Source organism: Porticoccaceae bacterium LTM1 (assembly GCA_030252795.1).
Taxonomy (GTDB): domain Bacteria; phylum Pseudomonadota; class Gammaproteobacteria; order Pseudomonadales; family Porticoccaceae; genus SCSIO-12696.
The window spans coordinates 817,975-836,591 of the sequence record CP127080.1 but is presented as its reverse complement, the minus strand read 5'-3'; the positions used below and the strand labels follow the sequence as shown (position 1 = coordinate 836,591).

17 protein-coding genes are annotated in these 18,617 nt (G+C 51.6%); 4 read left to right on the top strand and 13 right to left on the bottom strand.

The window, feature by feature from the left end:
• Positions 1-74 precede the first annotated feature (74 nt).
• The 7 genes from hflX to QP938_03705 all read right to left on the bottom strand — a co-directional run bounded on the left by hflX (position 75) and on the right by QP938_03705 (position 8,065).
• Entirely contained in the window at positions 75-1,394 is a 1,320-nt protein-coding gene (gene hflX / locus QP938_03735; protein ID WIO75027.1) for a GTPase HflX, read from the bottom strand.
• Positions 1,395-1,429: 35 nt separating this feature from the next.
• Positions 1,430-1,714, bottom strand: coding sequence for an RNA chaperone Hfq (gene hfq, locus QP938_03730; protein ID WIO75026.1), 285 nt, complete (start codon positions 1,712-1,714; stop codon positions 1,430-1,432).
• A 139-nt stretch (positions 1,715-1,853) separates the two neighbouring features.
• Positions 1,854-2,819, bottom strand: coding sequence for a tRNA (adenosine(37)-N6)-dimethylallyltransferase MiaA (gene miaA, locus QP938_03725; protein WIO75609.1), 966 nt, complete (start codon positions 2,817-2,819; stop codon positions 1,854-1,856).
• Between the two features lie 88 nt (positions 2,820-2,907).
• Entirely contained in the window at positions 2,908-4,734 is a 1,827-nt protein-coding gene (gene mutL, locus QP938_03720) for a DNA mismatch repair endonuclease MutL (GenBank protein WIO75025.1), read from the bottom strand.
• A 13-nt stretch (positions 4,735-4,747) separates the two neighbouring features.
• Entirely contained in the window at positions 4,748-6,073 is a 1,326-nt protein-coding gene (locus QP938_03715; GenBank protein ID WIO75024.1) for an N-acetylmuramoyl-L-alanine amidase, read from the bottom strand.
• A 5-nt stretch (positions 6,074-6,078) separates the two neighbouring features.
• On the bottom strand, positions 6,079-6,504 hold the full coding sequence (tsaE, locus tag QP938_03710) for a tRNA (adenosine(37)-N6)-threonylcarbamoyltransferase complex ATPase subunit type 1 TsaE (GenBank protein WIO75608.1): 426 nt from the start codon (positions 6,502-6,504) through the stop codon (positions 6,079-6,081).
• Positions 6,505-6,544: 40 nt separating this feature from the next.
• Positions 6,545-8,065: an NAD(P)H-hydrate dehydratase gene (locus tag QP938_03705; GenBank protein WIO75023.1), complete on the bottom strand. Its 1,521-nt coding sequence runs from the start codon at positions 8,063-8,065 to the stop codon at positions 6,545-6,547.
• A 121-nt stretch (positions 8,066-8,186) separates the two neighbouring features.
• Between QP938_03705 and queG the strand changes: the two genes are divergently transcribed.
• Positions 8,187-9,281, top strand: a complete 1,095-nt coding sequence (gene queG, locus QP938_03700) for a tRNA epoxyqueuosine(34) reductase QueG (protein ID WIO75022.1) — start codon at positions 8,187-8,189, stop codon at positions 9,279-9,281.
• Between the two features lie 126 nt (positions 9,282-9,407).
• Here the strand turns inward: queG and orn are convergent, their stop codons facing one another.
• Positions 9,408-9,962, bottom strand: a complete 555-nt coding sequence (gene orn / locus QP938_03695) for an oligoribonuclease (protein ID WIO75021.1) — start codon at positions 9,960-9,962, stop codon at positions 9,408-9,410.
• A 7-nt stretch (positions 9,963-9,969) separates the two neighbouring features.
• Complete coding sequence (locus QP938_03690; GenBank protein WIO75020.1) at positions 9,970-11,031, bottom strand: mechanosensitive ion channel; 1,062 nt, start codon at positions 11,029-11,031, stop codon at positions 9,970-9,972.
• A gap of 83 nt (positions 11,032-11,114) precedes the next feature.
• Here QP938_03690 and rsgA point away from each other — a divergent pair, with 83 nt between their 5' ends.
• The 3 genes from rsgA (at position 11,115) to asd (ending at position 13,871) form a co-directional block, all read left to right on the top strand.
• Positions 11,115-12,137, top strand: a complete 1,023-nt coding sequence (rsgA, locus tag QP938_03685) for a small ribosomal subunit biogenesis GTPase RsgA (GenBank protein ID WIO75019.1) — start codon at positions 11,115-11,117, stop codon at positions 12,135-12,137.
• Positions 12,138-12,207: 70 nt separating this feature from the next.
• Entirely contained in the window at positions 12,208-13,011 is an 804-nt protein-coding gene (locus tag QP938_03680) for a rhodanese-like domain-containing protein (GenBank protein ID WIO75018.1), read from the top strand.
• A 2-nt stretch (positions 13,012-13,013) separates the two neighbouring features.
• Entirely contained in the window at positions 13,014-13,871 is an 858-nt protein-coding gene (gene asd, locus QP938_03675; protein WIO75017.1) for an archaetidylserine decarboxylase, read from the top strand.
• 61 nt (positions 13,872-13,932) lie between these two features.
• Here asd and QP938_03670 read toward each other — a convergent pair whose 3' ends face one another.
• From QP938_03670 to aroK, 4 genes are all read right to left on the bottom strand, one after another.
• The gene (locus QP938_03670; protein WIO75016.1) at positions 13,933-15,318 is read right to left on the bottom strand and encodes a DUF3391 domain-containing protein; all 1,386 of its coding nucleotides are present in this window, start codon (positions 15,316-15,318) and stop codon (positions 13,933-13,935) included.
• Positions 15,319-15,494: 176 nt separating this feature from the next.
• Positions 15,495-16,562, bottom strand: coding sequence for a uroporphyrinogen decarboxylase (gene hemE / locus QP938_03665; GenBank protein WIO75015.1), 1,068 nt, complete (start codon positions 16,560-16,562; stop codon positions 15,495-15,497).
• Between the two features lie 19 nt (positions 16,563-16,581).
• Positions 16,582-17,661 (bottom strand): 3-dehydroquinate synthase, encoded by a 1,080-nt coding sequence (gene aroB / locus QP938_03660; GenBank protein ID WIO75014.1) that lies wholly within the window; start codon positions 17,659-17,661, stop codon positions 16,582-16,584.
• Positions 17,662-18,025: 364 nt separating this feature from the next.
• Positions 18,026-18,550, bottom strand: a complete 525-nt coding sequence (gene aroK / locus QP938_03655) for a shikimate kinase AroK (protein ID WIO75013.1) — start codon at positions 18,548-18,550, stop codon at positions 18,026-18,028.
• Between the last annotated feature and the right edge of the window lie 67 nt (positions 18,551-18,617).

Below are 18,617 nucleotides of genomic sequence, written 5' to 3'. Positions count from 1 at the left end.
TTTAAGGGAATTCTATAGGAACCCATGCTATTTAATAACCGCCAGAGTAATTAAACAGCTTGAGGACTTTTATTTTATGCACTTTGCGCCATAGCTCCTGGAAGGTCTAACTCTTCCAGCTGATCCGGCGTCAAACTTTCACTTTTCAGAAGCCGGTAAAAATCGGCTTCCAGCATTCTTATCTCCAACACACTGCTGCCATCTTCGCAAACTTTCTCGCTAAGTACCGCATCAGCCTGGTAGAACCTGGCGCGAATACGGCCCTGAATTGGCTGAAGTCGAAATATCTTATGGCACATTCGACCGCCAACACGCTGGCGAATGGCATCCAGCAACAGATCAAAACCCAGTTGCTTTTGAGCCGACACCCAGACAGCAACAGGAGCCCCCTGATCGTTGTAATCAACCCTGGGCTCAAAATCGTCCAACAGATCGATTTTATTAAACACCAATAAAGTCGGTATCTCATGAGCATGAATTTCTTCCAGCACCTCGCCCACGCGCTGAATATTGCGATGGCGCTCGTCATCTGCGGCATCCACCACATGTAATAGCAATGATGCATTGGCCGCCTCTTCCAGGGTCGCCCGGAAGGCTTCTACCAGCTTGTGCGGCAGATGGCTAATAAACCCTACCGTGTCGGTAAGGATAATGGGGCCGGCCTCCGGCAATTCCAGACGCCGCATGGTTGGGTCGAGGGTAGCAAACAACTGGTCCGCAGCGTACACCTCGGAAGAGGTCATCGCATTAAACAGGGTGGATTTACCAGCGTTGGTGTATCCAACCAGCGAGACAGTAGGAATTTCTGCCCTTTTTCTCGACCGGCGCCCCTGATCCCGCTGCCTGCGAACTTTTTCCAGACGCTGGCGAATTGACTTGATTCGCTCACGCAACAGGCGGCGGTCGGTTTCCAGCTGAGTCTCGCCCGGGCCCCGGAGACCAATACCACCCTTCTGACGCTCAAGGTGAGTCCAGCCTCGCACAAGTCGCGTTGACATGTGCTGTAACTGCGCCAGCTCGACCTGTAATTTACCTTCGTGGGTTCTCGCCCGCTGCGCAAAGATATCGAGAATCAGCCCGGTACGATCAAGCACTCGACACTTGAGATGGTGCTCGAGATTACGCTCCTGACTCGGGGAGAGGTTGTGATTGAAAATCACCAGTTGGGCTTGCTCGGCATTTACCACAGCTGCGAGCTCATCGAGCTTGCCGGTGCCGACAAAATATTTGGGATGAGGGTTGGCGCGCTGCCCCGTGATAAAGGCCACGGGGTCGCCGCCTGCGGAAAGCACCAGTTCCTCAAACTCCCGGGGATCTTCCGGTTCGTTTTCGCTATTCAGATCCAGATGAACAAGAACAGCCAGCTCGCCAGAATCGGGTCGATCAAAGAACAACAATTGCCTCCGTTAATAACCGCAATATTGGACAATCAGTCGTCGTGATTGTCCATGTCGCTACCGTACTGGTCCTGTCCGTGTCCCTGACCTTGAGGGGCACCCAGTGGCAAACGCACTGGTCTGGCCGGTACTACAGTTGAGATAGCATGTTTGTAAACCATTTGACTGACTGTGTTTTTCAGCAGCACAACAAATTGGTCAAAAGATTCAATTTGGCCCTGGAGCTTAATGCCGTTAACCAGGAAGATAGAAACCGGAATACGCTCTTTCCGTAATACATTCAGGAAAGGGTCTTGTAAGTTATGCCCCTTTGACATCGGGTATTCTCCTTATTAGGAATAAAAAACTACAAAATGTAACCGCACAAACTACCCACTCAAACCCGAGAATTGGCGGTCCAACCAACAACCACAGGCCACCAAACGTCTTAAGTCGCGACCAAAGTGCATGATAACGTCAGACACTAGTATTGTATATGGGATGGTTTACGAGAATTTTCAAGGTTTTAGACAAAATTTCTTGAAATGGCAGCGACTCTCCATCGCAATTATCAGTTTGCACCCAATTCAGCTCCGACCAGCCTCTCAGCCAGGTTAACTGCCGTTTGGCAAGCTGACGGGTCGCCGCCTCGCCTTTTTTGACCATCTGGTCGTAATCAACCTCTCCTTCGAGATATTCCCACGCCTGGCGATAGCCGACTGCCCGAATAGAGGGCATATCCGGGCTCAGGTCTCCGCGCTGAAAGAGCTGTCTCACCTCATCCAGGCCGCCATGTTCCAGCATCAAGGCAAATCTCTGCTCAATGCGCTGGTGCAGCAACGCTCGATTGTGCGGTGCAATGGCGATTTGCAGCACATCGTAATCATTGGTTATAGGCGGCACGCCTCCTTCACTACCCTGCTGCTCCTCCAGCAACCGGGAGAAAGGCTTACCGGTTACCAGACATACCTCCAACGCTCGCTGAATGCGCTGCGAGTGATTCGGGTGTATTCGCCCGGCACTGACCGGGTCCAACTCGGCAAGGCGAGCATGCATGGCTGGCCAACCCAGGGCTTTTGCATCCGTCTCCACTTGGGCGCGAATTACCGGGTCCGATGGTGGCAACTCTGCCAGCCCATCGAGAAGGGCTCGAAAATAGAGCATGGTGCCACCTACCAATAGTGGAATACGCCCTGATGCGGTGATCTCCGCCATTTCACGACGGGCATCGCGCACAAAATCACCGACGTTATATGCGTCGGCAGGGTCGCGAATATCAATCAGTCTATGCGGTGCTTTGACCAGGGTCTCAGCGTCCGGCTTAGCCGAAACAATATCCATTCCACGATAGACTAATGCGGAGTCGACACTGATTAACTCAACCGGATAATGGTCGCGCAGGGCAATGGCCAGATCTGTTTTTCCCGATGCTGTGGGTCCCATCAGGAAGATGGCTTGGGGGGTTTTGTTCACGTTTACGCCAAATTCTAAATTGTGACTTCGATTATAGCGGTCGGACGTCGAAATACAGTTATCGGCCGCGCAGGAACAATTTATCCAGCTCCGCCAGGCTCATTTGGGTCCACGTTGGACGCCCGTGATTGCACTGACCGCTGCGCTCGGTCTGCTCCATATCGCGAAGCAACGCATTCATTTCTGGAATGGTCAGGCGACGGTTGGCGCGCACCGAACCGTGGCAGGCCATGGTGCCAAGGATCTCATTAATATGGGCTTGAATACGGTCACTGTTGCCATGTTCCAGCAGGTCCGACAGTACATCGCGCACCAGTGGCTCCACATCGGCACCGCGAGTAAGTGCCGGCATCTCACGAACCAGCAAACTTTCCGGCCCGGCGCGCTGCAATTTGAAACCCAACGATTCAAATACTTCGGTGTGCTCCTCGGCGCAGTCAGCTTCCCTTTGGCTGACCGCCAGCGCTTCCGGCACCAACAGCGGTTGCGAGGCCAAACCCTGGTTTTCGTAGGCGACTTTCATACGCTCATAGGTAATTCGCTCATGAGCAGCATGCATATCCACCAGCACCATACCTTCAGCGTTTTCCGCCACAATGTAGATACCTTTGAGCTGGGCGACAGCGTAACCAAGCGGTGGTACCTCTTCGTTTTGCGCGGCGATCTCCTGCATGGTGGGTTGCGTACCACTGCCCGTCAGCGGGCTGTGAAGCGAACCGTAGGTTGCCATCTGCTCCTGAATTCGCTGCCCGGATGGCTGCGATGACCGGAACCCCATGGCACTTTGGTGAACCGGGCTGGAAGCCTGGTTAGCTGTTTGAACAGTTCCTACTGAAGCCAACTCTACTACAGGAGAAGCCGCTGGAATGGACTGGTCCCCTGGGCGAACGTCGGCAACCGTTTTATGCAGGGTACTGTAAATAAACCCGTGAACACTGCGGCTATCTCGAAAACGTACTTCATGCTTGGTAGGGTGAACATTCACATCCACTTCAGTAGGGTTAAGCTCAAGAAAAAGTACGTAGGCCGGGTGTCTGCCATGGTAAAGAACATCCTGATAGGCCTGGCGTACTGCGTGCGTCACCACCTTATCCCGAATAGCACGACCATTTACAAAAAAGAACTGCAGGTCAGCCTGGCTGCGAGAAAAGGTCGGCAATCCCATCCACCCCCAAATTCGCAAACCACCTCGGTCAATATCCAAATAGACCGCCTGCTCCATAAATGACGGGCCACAAATTTGCGCCACGCGACGCTCCTGTTCCAGCTGGTCTGTTGCCGGGCGCATTGTGAATAATGGCTTGCCGTTGTGACGAAGTGAGAAAGCGACATCAAAATGACTGAGAGCGAGTTTTTTCACCACTTCGTCAATGCGACCCATTTCGGTTTTCTCTGTACGCAAAAATTTACGCCGCGCCGGAGTGTTGAAAAACAGGTCTCGCACTTCCACGGTGGTTCCACGCGGGTGTGGTGCTGGCTCTACAGACACCTCCATGTCGCGACCTTCAGTGATCGCTTTCCACCCCGCCTGGCTTTCCGATGCATTTGAGGTGAGCGCGAGACGAGATACAGAACCGATACTGGCAAGTGCCTCGCCGCGAAAACCCAGTGTCTGAACCGCTTCCAGGTCTTCCAGCTCAATTATTTTACTGGTGGCATGGCGGGACAGAGCCAGTGGCAAGTCCTCTTTTTCAACGCCGCCACCATTGTCACGAATACGCATCAACTTGACGCCGCCAGCTTCCACATCGATATCAATACGAGTAGCTCCGGCGTCGAGACTGTTTTCCAGCAGCTCTTTAATTACCGATGCAGGACGCTCAACGACTTCACCCGCAGCAATCTGGTTGGCAAGCCGCGGACTTAATTTTGTGATTTTAGACATGAAAAACTCTTTATCAGGTCGCCGGAATTTTCAGGCGTTGCCCTAATTTGATCGTAGTGGATTTCAATCCGTTGTGAGCCATCAGTTTTTTGACACTGATGTTATAGCGCTCTGCAATCGTTGACAGAGTATCGCCATGGGCAATCACATAGGATCTCTCGACACTTCCCAGGTTAGCTGCCAACCATGTACCTTCTGGCGGATGACTTTGGTAATAACGTTCCACGCCATTAAAAATGGATCGAGCCATTTTCTTCTGGAACCAGGATTGAGTCAGCAGTTTGCGATCTTCCGGATTGGTGATAAAGCCGGTTTCCACCAGAATTGATGGCAGATCCGGGGACTTAAGCACCATAAAGCCAGCCTGTTCGACGTTCTTTTTATGCAGCCTGGTAATCTTGCCCATCTCCTGCAACACCTCACTGCCGATTGCCAGACTGGTGCTTAAGGTCGCCGTCATCGACAAGTCCAGTAATACACTGGCCAGGACTTCATCTTTATCCTTGAGACTAACCCTTTCTACACCACCGATAAGGTCGGAATTGTTTTCCCGCTGGGCAAGATAGCGAGCAGTTTCCGATGTCGCACCGCGCCGTGACAAAGCAAAAACCGATGCCCCCCTTGGCCTTGGACTGGTAAAACCATCGGCATGCACGGAAATAAACAGGTCAGCGCTTTTTTGCCGCGCCAGCTTTGAGCGATTGCGCAGTGGGATATAATAATCGCCGGTGCGCACCAATTCGCCTTTGTAGCCAGGAGTATCGTCGATAATTTTTTTCAGTTCTTTGGCGATCTGCAGCACTATTTTCTTTTCGTGAATATTTCCACCACCCAGTGCACCAGGGTCCTCACCACCATGGCCGGCATCAATGGCAATAACAATATCTTTCTGCCTGCCGTCACTGACCGTACTTTGTACGGTTTTCTCGGTTAGCTGCTCCGCCTTATATAAGTCGACCACCAAACGGTCGCCATATTGCTCATTTCGCTCTAGGGTAAAGCTACGTGGCTTTACTGGTTGATTCAGGTCCAGAACAACTCGCAGGTCTTTGCCATCCTTAACACCGCTGCGAATTTTGGCTATAGGGCTATTTTCCAAATCCACTTGTTTTAGCGATGCATCAAGTGAGACATCCTTGATATCAATAACCAGCCGGTCCGGATGTTCCAGAGTGAAAATACTGTGCTGCACACCACCACTTAAATCAAAAACCAGACGGGTGTATTCAGGTGACGGCCAGATCCGTACACTCTGGATAGTTTCAGCAAACGATAGCATCGGGAATAGCTGGCAAAGCAGCACCATGATCGTCAGTATCGCTATTCTGAAACTGCGCATGTTTGTTATCCCCCCAAGCTTTTTATGATGTTTTGACCCCTTTCAGTCGCAGCAGTGCAATGCAACATGCGGCCCTCACCCGAAACGGTAACTGCAACTTTGACATCGGGAGTTGGCAAATACCCCACTCCTCGAGCTGGCCATTCCACCAGACACAATGCATTTGACTCTGCAAAATAGTCCCTGATGCCTATGTACTCCAGCTCTTCAGGGTCAGCCAACCGGTACAGGTCAAAATGGTATAACGTCTGCCCATCAAATTGGTAGGGTTCCACCAAGGTATAGGTCGGGCTTTTTACCGCCCCCTGATGTCCGAACGATTGCAAAACACCGCGGCTGATAGTGGTTTTGCCCGCTCCCAGATCACCGTCCAGAAACACTACCGCTCCACCGATACAGGCGTTACCCAACTTGCGGCCGAAAGCTACCATGGCTTCTTCGCCGGTGATCTGAAACACGCACTCAGGCAATTCAGTCACCATAAAGTTCATCTCCACTATTCACCAGATGCTGCAGAGGCTCCATCAAATCGGTTGCCAGCATTCCTCTTTCTCCGCGCAACTCAGCCGCAATATCAGCCGCTTCCGCGTGGAGACAGGTACCCAATTGCGCCGCTGTGATTGCAGGCAATCCTTGAGCAAGCAATGCACCCAACACACCGGAAAGCACATCCCCCATACCGCCACTGGCCATTCCGGGATTACCAGCGCCGCAGATGCCAATGACGTCAGAATCGGGAGCAGCAATCAGGCTTCCGGCACCTTTCAAGACCGCTACCGCACTGAATTTATCACTCAATTTATGCACCGCTGCAAAGCGGTCCACCTGAATATCTAATGTTGTTACAGAGAGCAAACGCGCAGCCTCTCCCGGGTGAGGCGTGATAATCAGGGGGCGCTCTTTATCACCCAAAGTAATTCTGCTTTGGGAAAGAATATTGAGTGCGTCTGCATCCAGCACCATCGGCAAACCGGATTTTATAGCCTGCTGCAACATTTGCTCGGACCAGGGAGAGTTGCCCAGCCCCGGACCAACCACCAATACAGATGGCTTTTCCAGCAGTGGTTCCAGTTCCTGGCCAGACACTACGCCATTGACCATCAATTCGGGACGGCGAGCCAAAATACCACCCACATGCTCGGGGCGGGTTGCCACACTCACCAATCCGGCACCCGACCGTAGCGCCGCCTCGGCAGCCATTGCCACTGCACCACCCATACCGTGATCACCACCAATCACCATGACATGGCCAAACATGCCTTTATGAGCATCCTGGGGGCGAGGCTCCAAGTGGGCCAATAAATCACACAGATTCAATAATTGGGCAGACGGTTTGGCTGAGCAGTAGACATCCGCAGGAACCTCAAGGCCATCAAAAAACACCTCTCCGGCCAAGGCCGGGCCTCGGCCTGTGTATAAGCCCTGTTTCAAACCGATGTAGCTCACCACGGCATCAGCCTGCACCGCCACACCCAGCTCTGCTCCGGTATCGCCGCATAGTCCGGATGGAATATCCACCGACAACACCGGCAACTGGCACTGGTTGATTTTGGCGATGGCGCTGGAGAATGGTTCGCGCACCACACCATTCAATCCAGAGCCCAAAAGGGCGTCTACGATAATGCCATCGTTGATCGACAGGCTTTGCCAGTCACTTATAATCGGCACTCCAGCATCAAGGGCATATTGATAGGCGCGCTTTGCATCGCCTTGCAATTTGTCCAGGTCACCTACCTGAGCGACTTGAACAGGAATCCGTTGCTCTGCCGCCAATGCAGCAACCACATAACCATCACCGGCATTATTACCGGTACCGCAGAAGACCGTTATCGGAGCCTCTTCCGGCCAGCATTCACGCAACAATTCAAAAGCTGCACGGCCGGCGCGTTTCATCAGCAGAATACCGGCAATGCCCTGCTCTTCAATGGCTATTCGGTCGAATTCCCGCACCTGTTCATTTCGGTATAGAGGCGTTGTCAGTTCATCGCTCATAGTAAATTCTTTGTCGGCAAATTAAGTTGGGAAAAGTGAGTTCGCCACATTATACGGAAACCGCTCGTCGCCGACAGCATGGTAAACTTTCACAACTCATTTCCAGACCCCGGACCGCACAGTGACCGAATTTAACTACGCTGAACTCGCTCAACAGATCAAAATCTGGGGCCGTGAGCTGGGATTTCAGCAGGTCGCTATTACTGATATTGAACTCGATACTGCAGCAGAGCGACTGCAGCAATGGCTGGCCAAAGGCTATCAGGGCGAAATGAACTGGATGGCCGAGCACGGCGACAAACGCTGGCATCCGGACAAGCTGCACCCGGGCACACTGCGTGTAATCTCGGTGCGAATGGATTACCTGCCAGCAGACTCCAACATGATTGCTGTCCTTAAGCAGTCCGACACCGCCTATATCTCCCGCTACGCACTGGGTCGCGATTATCACAAATTGATCCGCAAGCGACTCGCTACCCTGGCCAGCCAGATTGAAGCAGCTTACCCGGAAAGCATCAGCCAGAGGCCATTTGTGGACAGTGCACCGGTACTGGAAAAAGCCCTCGCCGAAAAGGCTGGCCTGGGTTGGATCGGCAAAAATACCCTGGTACTCAACAGCGAAGCCGGCTCCTGGTTCTTCCTTGGCGAAATACTGACCAGCCTGCCTCTCCCCGTGGACCATTCCGAACAGAGCGATCGGTGCGGCAGCTGCAACGCCTGCTTAAAGGTCTGCCCGACAGATGCGTTTCCCGAGCCCTACATTCTGGATGCGCGGCGTTGCATCTCCTACCTGACTATTGAGCTGAAAGATTCAATACCGGAAGAATTTCGCGAACCGATGGGCAATCGGGTGTTTGGCTGTGACGACTGTCAGGCGATCTGTCCATGGAACAAGTACGCCAAATCCACCACTGAAATGGACTTTTTGCCCCGCCACCAGTTGGACAGTGCAAAGCTGCTGGATCTGTTTTTATGGACAGAACAGGAGTTTCTCGATCGAACTGCCGGCTCGCCAATACGCCGAATAGGTCATGAAAGGTGGCTGAGGAATTTAGCTATTGGACTTGGGAATGCGCCCTCTTCGGAAGACATCATTTGTGCCCTGGAGCAGCAGAGAATACATTCATCCGAAATGGTTAAAGAGCATATCGACTGGGCGATTACCCAACAGAAAAATCCGAATCGAAAAAGAAAGCGTAAGATTAAGGCAGGTTAAATTCCAGATCGGGACACGCTACCTGTATTTTGAAACACGCTGTGAATACGTCCCTGTAAGCTCGGGGCTGGCATCCATGCCAGCCACGGTTTCAAAATACAGGTAACGTATCCCTTAGCAGTTTCATCAAGGCTTAAAAAAGTGCTCGCGATAATAAGCCAGTTCAGCAATGGAATCGCGAATATCATCCATTGCCAAATGGCTACTCTGCTTTTTCAAACCATCCAGCAATGTCGGCTGCCAGCGGCGGGCAATCTCCTTGATAGTGCTGACGTCCAGATTGCGATAGTGAAAATAACGCTCAAGCTCCGGCATGTATTTCACCAGGAAGCGACGATCCTGTCCGATGGAGTTACCGCAAATGGGGGATTTGCCAGCATCCACGTATTTCTCCAGAAACGCAATGGTGTCTAACTCTGCCTGACGAGTTGAGATCTTGCTATTACGCACTCGCTCAGTTAACCCTGACTGACCGTGCTGGCGAGTATTCCACTCGTCCATGCCGTTAAGCAGATCATCAGATTGGTGGATTGCATAAACCGGCCCTTCCGCCAGCACATTGAGATTTTTATCGGTAACGATAGTGGCAATCTCGATGATGACATCATTCTCCGGATCCAACCCGGTCATCTCCAGGTCAATCCAGATCAGATTGAGGTCGTCTTTTTGATTGTTTTCCATTGGGCTTTTATTGCTCCTCACTGTTTTCGGCGCGCTCAATAATGCGCTCCAGCAGCGCAATGCGCTCCTTTTGCCGATTGAAATCTGACTGAAGTGAAGCTTCACCCTCTGGGGGATTTTTTTCAAGTGAAGCCTTTAATTCTTTGACCGAACCTTGCAGCTGAACCAGCTCTTCTCGCAAAGCCTGAAGCTTTTCAGCCCGTTCAGCTTTATCAAAAATAAACTCCTCGGCCGGTGCGGATAAAATTTCCGGCTCCACAACAACGCGCTTGGGCGGAGCGGTAAATTGATGTTCAGATGCCAGCTGACGCTGATTCATAAAGGTTGGCGAGACTATCTCAATACCGGCTCCATGTAATTGATCCAGTACATTGGCCTGCAGCTCGGTGCGCTTACTCAGCAAATGTTTTACTTCCTGATAAAAGCCGCTGACTTTGTATTGCACCGAAAAATCCCCCAGCCCCAAAATCTGCACAAACGGCTCGGACAAGCCGGTCTGCTCTACCGCTTTTTCAAACAGCGGCTTGAGCTGGTAGTGAGGAATATCGTAGCCCAGGCTCAATTCACAACTGATCAGGGTGCCATTTGAACGCACTACAGTAACCGGATTGGATACCAGATACAGATTCGGCAATGTGATTAAATCACGGGACTCTGACTGGATTTCGGTGTGAAACAGGCCTCGCTCGGTAACTCGCCCAAAGTGCTGCCCCACACGAACAAAATCACCATGCCGAAAGCTCTTCACCGATCGCAGCATTAACCCGGCCATCATATTGGATACAAATGTGGTGGATGAAAAAGCAATCATCCCGGTCAGCACCAAACCGAATAAGCCAAGCAATTGCAGGCGCACATCCGACTCCACCGGCAGTACCAACACAAACCCCACCAACCCTACGGCGACCAGCGTCATAAACAGTAACTGCCTTGGCAAGCGGGTTTCGGTGGTGAGATTTTTCCGTTTCAGCAACAGCCGGAACAGCAACCACAGATAGAGCACGAGCAACAAAAGTGCGGAAAAAAACACCAGAACATCTTTTTCAGAGTATTCAAAACTATCGAGCATTCTGTTTCTCCCTGTTGTTCACGGGTATTATGCGATATTCTTGCGCCACATCCGAACGGGACAATACCCCACACTCAGCTTAGATGGCCAAACGTAAACTCACCAAAAATCAACAGCGCCGCATTCGCCAGATTCACGCTCGCCACGAAAAGCGCGCCGACCAGGATCAACCGGCGGAAGAGCTGCTGTCCGGTGGCGACCTTGGCCCTGAACAATCCGGTGTCGTTATCGCCCGCTACGGCTCTCAGGCCGATGTCGAGGCTCCTGACGGTCAAATTCAGCGCTGCTTTCTGCGAGCCAATCTGGGTGCAGTGGTTACCGGTGATGAGGTAGTCTGGCGAAATGGCGACCCCAACGGGGTAATTATTGCTTCCACAGAACGTCGCTCGGCACTCTACCGGCCCGATAATCGTGGCAAGATGCGCCCGGTTGCCGCCAATATCGACCGAATATTTATTGTTGTCGCCCCGCTGCCCGAGCCTTTTGCCAATTTGATCGACCGCTATCTGGTTGCCGCCGAAAATCAGCATATTGAAGCTGTGCTGGTGCTGAACAAAAGCGACCTGCTGAATACCGATCAGGGGCAGAGCACAGAACAGTTAATCGCCCCATATCGTGAACTGGGCTATCCGGTGCTGACTGTATCAGCCCACAACGAGTCTGGCCTGCGTGAATTGCGCTCAGAACTGAAAGACCACACCAGTGTCTTTGTTGGCCAATCCGGGGTTGGCAAGTCATCGCTGATCAATGCCCTGCTCCCCGATGTGGATACTGCTGTCGGCGCCCTTTCCGAAGCGACCATCAAGGGGACACACACCACCACCACGGCTCGCCTGTTCCACCTTGAACTGGATGGACGTGGCAATGAAGGCCGACTGATTGATTCACCAGGTATTCGTGAATTTGGCCTCTGGCACCTGACTGCACAAGAGGTCGCCGAAGGGTTTGTGGAATTTCGAAATCATCTCGGCCACTGCCGATTCCGCGATTGCACTCACGAAGCAGAGCCGGATTGTGCACTGCTGGCTGCTGTTGACGAAAACAAAATCAGCCCCGCACGACTGCAAAGCTATCGCAATATTGTTCAAAGCCTGGATATGCAGTAAGCCTATTCGTGAGTGTTTAACGTATAATCCAATTTCAATTGACCGAACAAAAATCCGTTGAGAACCCACTATGTCATTGCCTCTTCTCCTTGAGCCCGAGCAGCTTAATGAACAGCTCGCGAGCCCCAATCTGCTGATTGTCGATCTATGTTCCGACCAGCAATACGCTCAAGCCCATGTTCCGGGTGCGGTTCATGTCTCCCCCAAAGAGATAGTCTGTGGCCAACCGCCGGCTCCCGGTAAGCTGCCAGGCATTGAACAACTCAACCAGCTCTTTAGCCGACTGGGTCTGACGCCAGATACCCACGTCATCTGTTATGACGATGAAGGTGGCGGCTGGGCTGGCCGATTCATCTGGACTCTGGACGTCATCGGTCACCAGAATTATTCCTACCTGAATGGCGGCATTCACGCATGGCTGCAGGACGGACTGGAGACTGAAGCCAATGCCAATACACCTGTTGCTCACCCGCAAGAGGTGACGCTGAACAGAGCTCCTATCGTCGAGGCTGAAGAGATTATGGCCAGCCTTGAGCGAAGTGACTTTGTCGTTTGGGATGCCCGTAGCCCCGGCGAATACAATGGCACCAAGGTGGTTTCAAAGCGTGGAGGTCATATTCCGGGCGCCATCAACTGTGAATGGACCAGCCTGATGGATCAATCGCGTGGCCTGCGTATTCGTGAAGATGCGGCTGAAATGATTAATGCACTGGGACTGACGGCTGATAAAGATATTGTCACCCATTGCCAAAGCCACCATCGCTCCGGCTTTACTTATCTGGTAGCCAAGATTCTTGGCTACCCGCGTATTCGCGGTTATCACGGCTCTTGGTCAGAATGGGGCAATCGCGATGACACGCCGGTAGAGGTCTGACTGTGAGTTTTCGTGGTGAATGCTTTGCGGCCCTGCAACGTTTGGTGCCGCAACACGGGCTGTCTCGCCTGACAGCCCGTCTGGCGGAGTCTGAAACTCCGTGGCTTAAAAACATGCTGATCAAAGGCTTTATCAAGAAGTTTGATATCGACCTGTCCGAGGCTCGTTACCAATCCCTGGAAAGCTACGACTGCTTTAACGAATTCTTTACCCGCCAGCTGAAACCCGATCTACGCCCTGTAGATTCAAACCCTGACAGCATTGCTTCACCAGCTGACGGCACGGTCAGCCAGATTGGGGCAATTGATGATGGCAGGGTCATTCAAGCCAAGGGAAAGCACTTCTCTACGACAGAGCTGCTTGGCAGTACTGACGACGCTGATTTTTTCAATGACGGCCGGTTCACCACAATCTACCTGTCACCCAAGGATTACCACCGTGTACACATGCCAGTAAACGGCACCCTGCTACACACCCGCTATATTCCCGGCGATCTTTTCTCCGTCAACAACGACACCGCAGAACATATCCCCAATCTGTTTGCCCGCAATGAGCGATTGGTATGCCTGTTTGAGACAGACTTCGGCAAAGTGGCGGTAGTGATGGTTGGGGCTATGCTGGTAGCCGGAATTGGCACAGTTTGGCAAAAGAGCTACCCGCCCAACCCGGGCGTGATTGAAGAGACTCTATTCAATGAGGATGATGCTCCCACACTCGCCAAAGGGGAGGAGATGGGACACTTCAATTTTGGTTCGACCGTAATTCTGCTTTTTGAAGCCGAAAGTATGGATTGGCTGGATTCTATCAATTCAGGGGAAGGCACCCAAATGGGTCAGCAAATAGGGCTTAAAAACCTGTAGTCCCGTGTCAAAACAAAAAAAGGCACCTTCTGGTGCCTTTTTTGAATCCTGCCAAACCCTTTTACTGGTTTGATGAAGAGCGAAATCTGTTTTTCAACATTTTGAACCAACCTCCGGCTGAAGATCCTGCCGCTTCATGACCTTTAAGCAGCTCCGGTGAAATCAAATTCAGGTCGTAATCATAGCCGGATGGTTCCAGGTCACGAGCAACAGCCAACTTGGCGATATCACGTGCCTTGTAGCTGCCCATTTCAAACAGTCGGCGACGGGTTTCCATCTCATCTTTCAAGTCGACGATGATATAAGAAGCATCACCCTGTTTGTATTTGAAGTTTCTGGGCAGTACTGCAACCTGCGGAGTCAATCTGGACTTTGGATCCTGCTCAAGTACCACTCCGACATCACCACTGGTCAATTCAACCAGTGTACCGGTTGGGTACAGGCCCACAGACTGAATAAATTGCAGGACCAGATCTTCACGGAACTGGCGATCGCGCATATCGTAGATAACACTGATTGCCCTTGAAGCGGCGAGAGGTTTCTGGGACTCTCGCGGATTCGAGATGGCATCGTAGGTTGTCGCAATACCACAGATTTGAGCTAACAGTGGAATTTTGCTTCCCACCAGCCCCTGAGGAAAGCCACTGCCATCAAACCGCTCACAGTGGTGTTTGACCACTGAAATCACTTTGGCTTCAACATCGTGAGTATTGCTAAGCATTTCCACGCCAAACTCGACAAAGCGTCGGTATTCCAGCTCTTCGTCACTGGTACGTTGTTTTTTGTGCAACAGCTCGTTTGGCAATCTCAGTTTACCAATGTCTTTTAGCAAAGTTCCTGTACAGAGTTGCTCAATCTCCTCTTTGGCCATTCCGATAAAGCGGCCAAACTGGACAGCCCACAGTGCTGATCGCAAGCTGTGGTCATAGGTTTGTTGATCTTTCTGGCGCAGGCGCAACAACCAGGTAAAAGCATCCGGGCAGCGCAATACACTATCAACCATTGAGCTGACCGATTTGCGCAAACTCTGATAGTCAACCTGCCGACCACGAGACATCTGTTTGGTGAACAGCGTTAAATTACCTTTCAAGGTATTGAATACCCGACCGGCGTTGCCCATTTCCTGACGCAGGGTAGTCTCGGTACGGTAAGTATCACGTTGAACCTTGATAGGCTTGTAAGTCATCAGGGCTTTGGAGTCAGCCCCCAGAAATTGACTTCCCTTGAGCCCCGCTTTCGCTCTGGCTTCCACCGAGGGTGAACGACCCTTGGTAGTATCGATATAGATGTAATCACAATAGGCTCTCAGGGTTTCAACATCCTGAGATGAACGGATCAAAAAGCCCTGGATCGGGAATGGTGTCTGCGTCCATGGGCGATCCAATCCAGACACAAACATGCCCGGTTCAAGATCGCCTACCTTTAATTTAATCTGCTTGATGCTCATTTAAAGGCCATCCAAATAACACAGATAATCCGAAATTCAGTCACGAAAATGCCCGCCCATCTGGCGTTAAGAACCAAACGTAGCAAGCTTATGTAGTAAGGTTAAAATCTTTGTGGCGCAAAGCAAGTTAGGGCTGGCCATCGGTCGTTTTCTCAGACAGGTGGCCAGCCACAAACCTAGAGTTTGTGGTACTTTGCAGAGAGTTCGTGAACTGCGTCAACAAATGCCCCTGCGTGCTCCGGATCGACTCCAGGCGTAATTCCGTGACCCAAATTGAACACATGTCCACAACCTGGGCCAAAGCTTTCCAGAATGCTTCCCACTTCCTGACGGATACGATCAGGTGAGGAATAGAGCACCGCTGGATCCATATTCCCTTGCAAAGCCACTCTGTCACCGACTCGACGACGCGCTTCACCAATATCTGTAGTCCAGTCCAGGCCCAGCGCATGGCAACCGGTATCTGCCATAGTCTCCAACCATTGACCACCGCCTTTGGTGAATAGGATTACCGGTACTTCTCGCCCTTCCGATTCCCGGGTTAACCCGGAAACAATGCGCTGCATATAGGACAGCGAGAACTCACGATAGGCGGCATGGGATAGAGCCCCGCCCCAGCTATCAAATATTTGTACAGCCTGGGCACCAGCGGCAATCTGGGCATTCAGGTATTCGGTAACTGAATCAGCCAGCTTGGACAAAAGCAGGTGTAACACTTCCGGCTGTTGATACATCATCTGCTTGGTACGTGCCCAATCGCGGCTGCTACCACCTTCTACCATGTAGGTGGCCAGGGTCCAGGGACTGCCAGAGAAACCAATCAGGGGCACCCTTCCATTCAACTCCCGGCGAATTGTAGACACCGCATCTGTAACGTAGCCAAGATCACGCTCTGTATTGGTTACTTCAAGCGCTTCAATCGCTTTTGCATCCTGAACCGGCTTGCGAAAACGAGGCCCTTCACCGGCCTCGAAATAAAGACCGAGCCCCATTGCATCTGGAATGGTCAGAATATCGGAAAAGAGAATGGCTGCGTCCAGAGGGTAACGCTCCAGTGGCTGCAGGGTCACTTCGCACGCCAGCTCAGGAGACTGGCACAGCGACATAAAATCGCCTGCGCGACTGCGAGTGGCGCGGTATTCAGGTAGATATCGACCCGCTTGGCGCATCATCCACACCGGCGTGACATCTACAGGCTCACGCAAAAGTGCGCGCAGGAAACGATCATTTTTCAATTCAGTCATATTTCGTCCAGATTCAAAATCAGGCGCGAACCGCATTCAGGGTTTCACGCAATAATTCGGCGGGGTATTTTGCAGTCACTTCAGCAGAGCCAATACTACGCAACAATACCAGCTTGAGCCCTTCGTCCGAGGCCTTTTTATCTACCGACATCAATTCGAGCATTAGCTCCGGGGAAATAGCCTTGGGCGCCGCAACAGGAAGAGAACAACGTGCCAGAAGTGTGTGTATTCTCTTAAAGGCGTCCGAAGACAGCTGTTGAAGCCTCACAGACAAATCGGCAGCCATCACCATACCCGCAGCTACCGCTTCACCGTGTAGCCACTCTTTGTACTGTTGCGCTGCCTCTATTGCATGACCAAATGTGTGGCCCAAATTGAGAAGGGCACGAATTCCCGACTCACGCTCATCCAAAGCCACAATTCGAGCCTTGTTCTCACAGCAGCGTGCAATAGCCTCTGCCAGTTGCTCAGGCTGCCTTTCTAACAGGGATTCGATATTCGCTTCCAGCCAGTCAAAGAACGGGCCATCATGTATCAACCCATATTTGATGACTTCCGCCAAACCGGCACGCAACTCGCGTTCAGGTAACGTTCCCAATGTATCGGTATCGGCAATTACGGCCTTGGGCTGGTAAAAGGCACCAATCATATTTTTGCCGATCGGGTGATTGACGGCTGTCTTCCCCCCCACTGACGAATCAACTTGCGCCAGAAGAGTAGTAGGCACCTGGATAAAATCCACACCGCGCTGATAGCAGGCAGCGGCAAACCCAGTCATGTCACCGACTACACCACCACCAAGTGCTATCAGAGTAGTTTGGCGGTTGTGTTTCTTTTCCAGCAGCTCGGTAAAGATACGATTTAACGTATCCAGGTTTTTGAATTGCTCGCCATCCGGCAAAATAACCTCATCAACCTGATAATCCGTCAATGCAGCCTTTACTTGGGAAAGGTATAGCGGAGCAACGGTCTCATTGCTGACTATACAAACCCTGTTACCACGTACAAATGGAGCATAGCTTTCCTTACTGGATAACAAGCCGCGTCCGATCTGGATCGGGTAACTGCGATCACCAAGTTCAACGTTTAAGGTATGCATGACAAACTCTGGAGGTATAAGGTCGATTCAACAAAAGCGCAACTTTACCACACCAGAGGTCCATGAAGGGCTAAATCACACTTGATCCCGACTAGGGCCTGTCGACACTAATTGATTACTTGCTGTTGAGACTAAAAAAGCGCCAATCAAGGCATGAGGAGAGCAGTTTGGTCATTCCAAATAAACTACGAATAACGCAGAGTGGCATTTTTTTAGCCTCAACCCGTAGGGCTGTGGCCATTTTTTCGGCCAGCAGCGTTATCAGTCGCTTATGTAGAATAACTACACTGCACTCCTTCTGCCTTGCTGGCCCAAAAAATGACCTTCAGCAGCAAATAGTCAATTAGTGTCGACAGGCCCTAACTCAGGCTAGATATGGCTCTAACTGCTCCGCCAGGTCTTTAGCTGCTTTTTCCGGTCGATTACTGCGGGCACTCACAATGATGTCAGCCACTTCTCGATAGAGGGGATCTCGAGCCATCAACATCGCTCTCAACACCTCACCTGGGTTATCCACCTGAAGAAGCGGCCTTTTTTTGTCGCGGCGGGTTCTCTCAACCAACTGTTCCAAGGTTGAACTCAGGTAAACAACCAACCCCCGGCCCTTTAACATTTGTCTATTTTCTGGTGCCAGAACAGCACCCCCGCCAGTAGCGAGAACAACACCCTGCTTTTGGGTTATCTCGTCCAACATTGCAGTTTCTCTCTGACGAAATCCGACTTCGCCCTCTTTTTCAAAGATCCATGCAACTTCAGCCCCAGAGCGATCTTCAATCTCGTGGTCAAGATCGAGAAAAGGAAGATCCAGGTATTCAGCCAGTTTTTTGCCAATTGTGGTCTTGCCAGTGCCCATCGGCCCTATCAGGTAAATATTTTTCGAGTATTTCATTTCGCTATTACACATCTCTTTCAGTCGGGAAAAGTAACAGCGGGCTGCAAGCTTCGCAAGCAAAGAA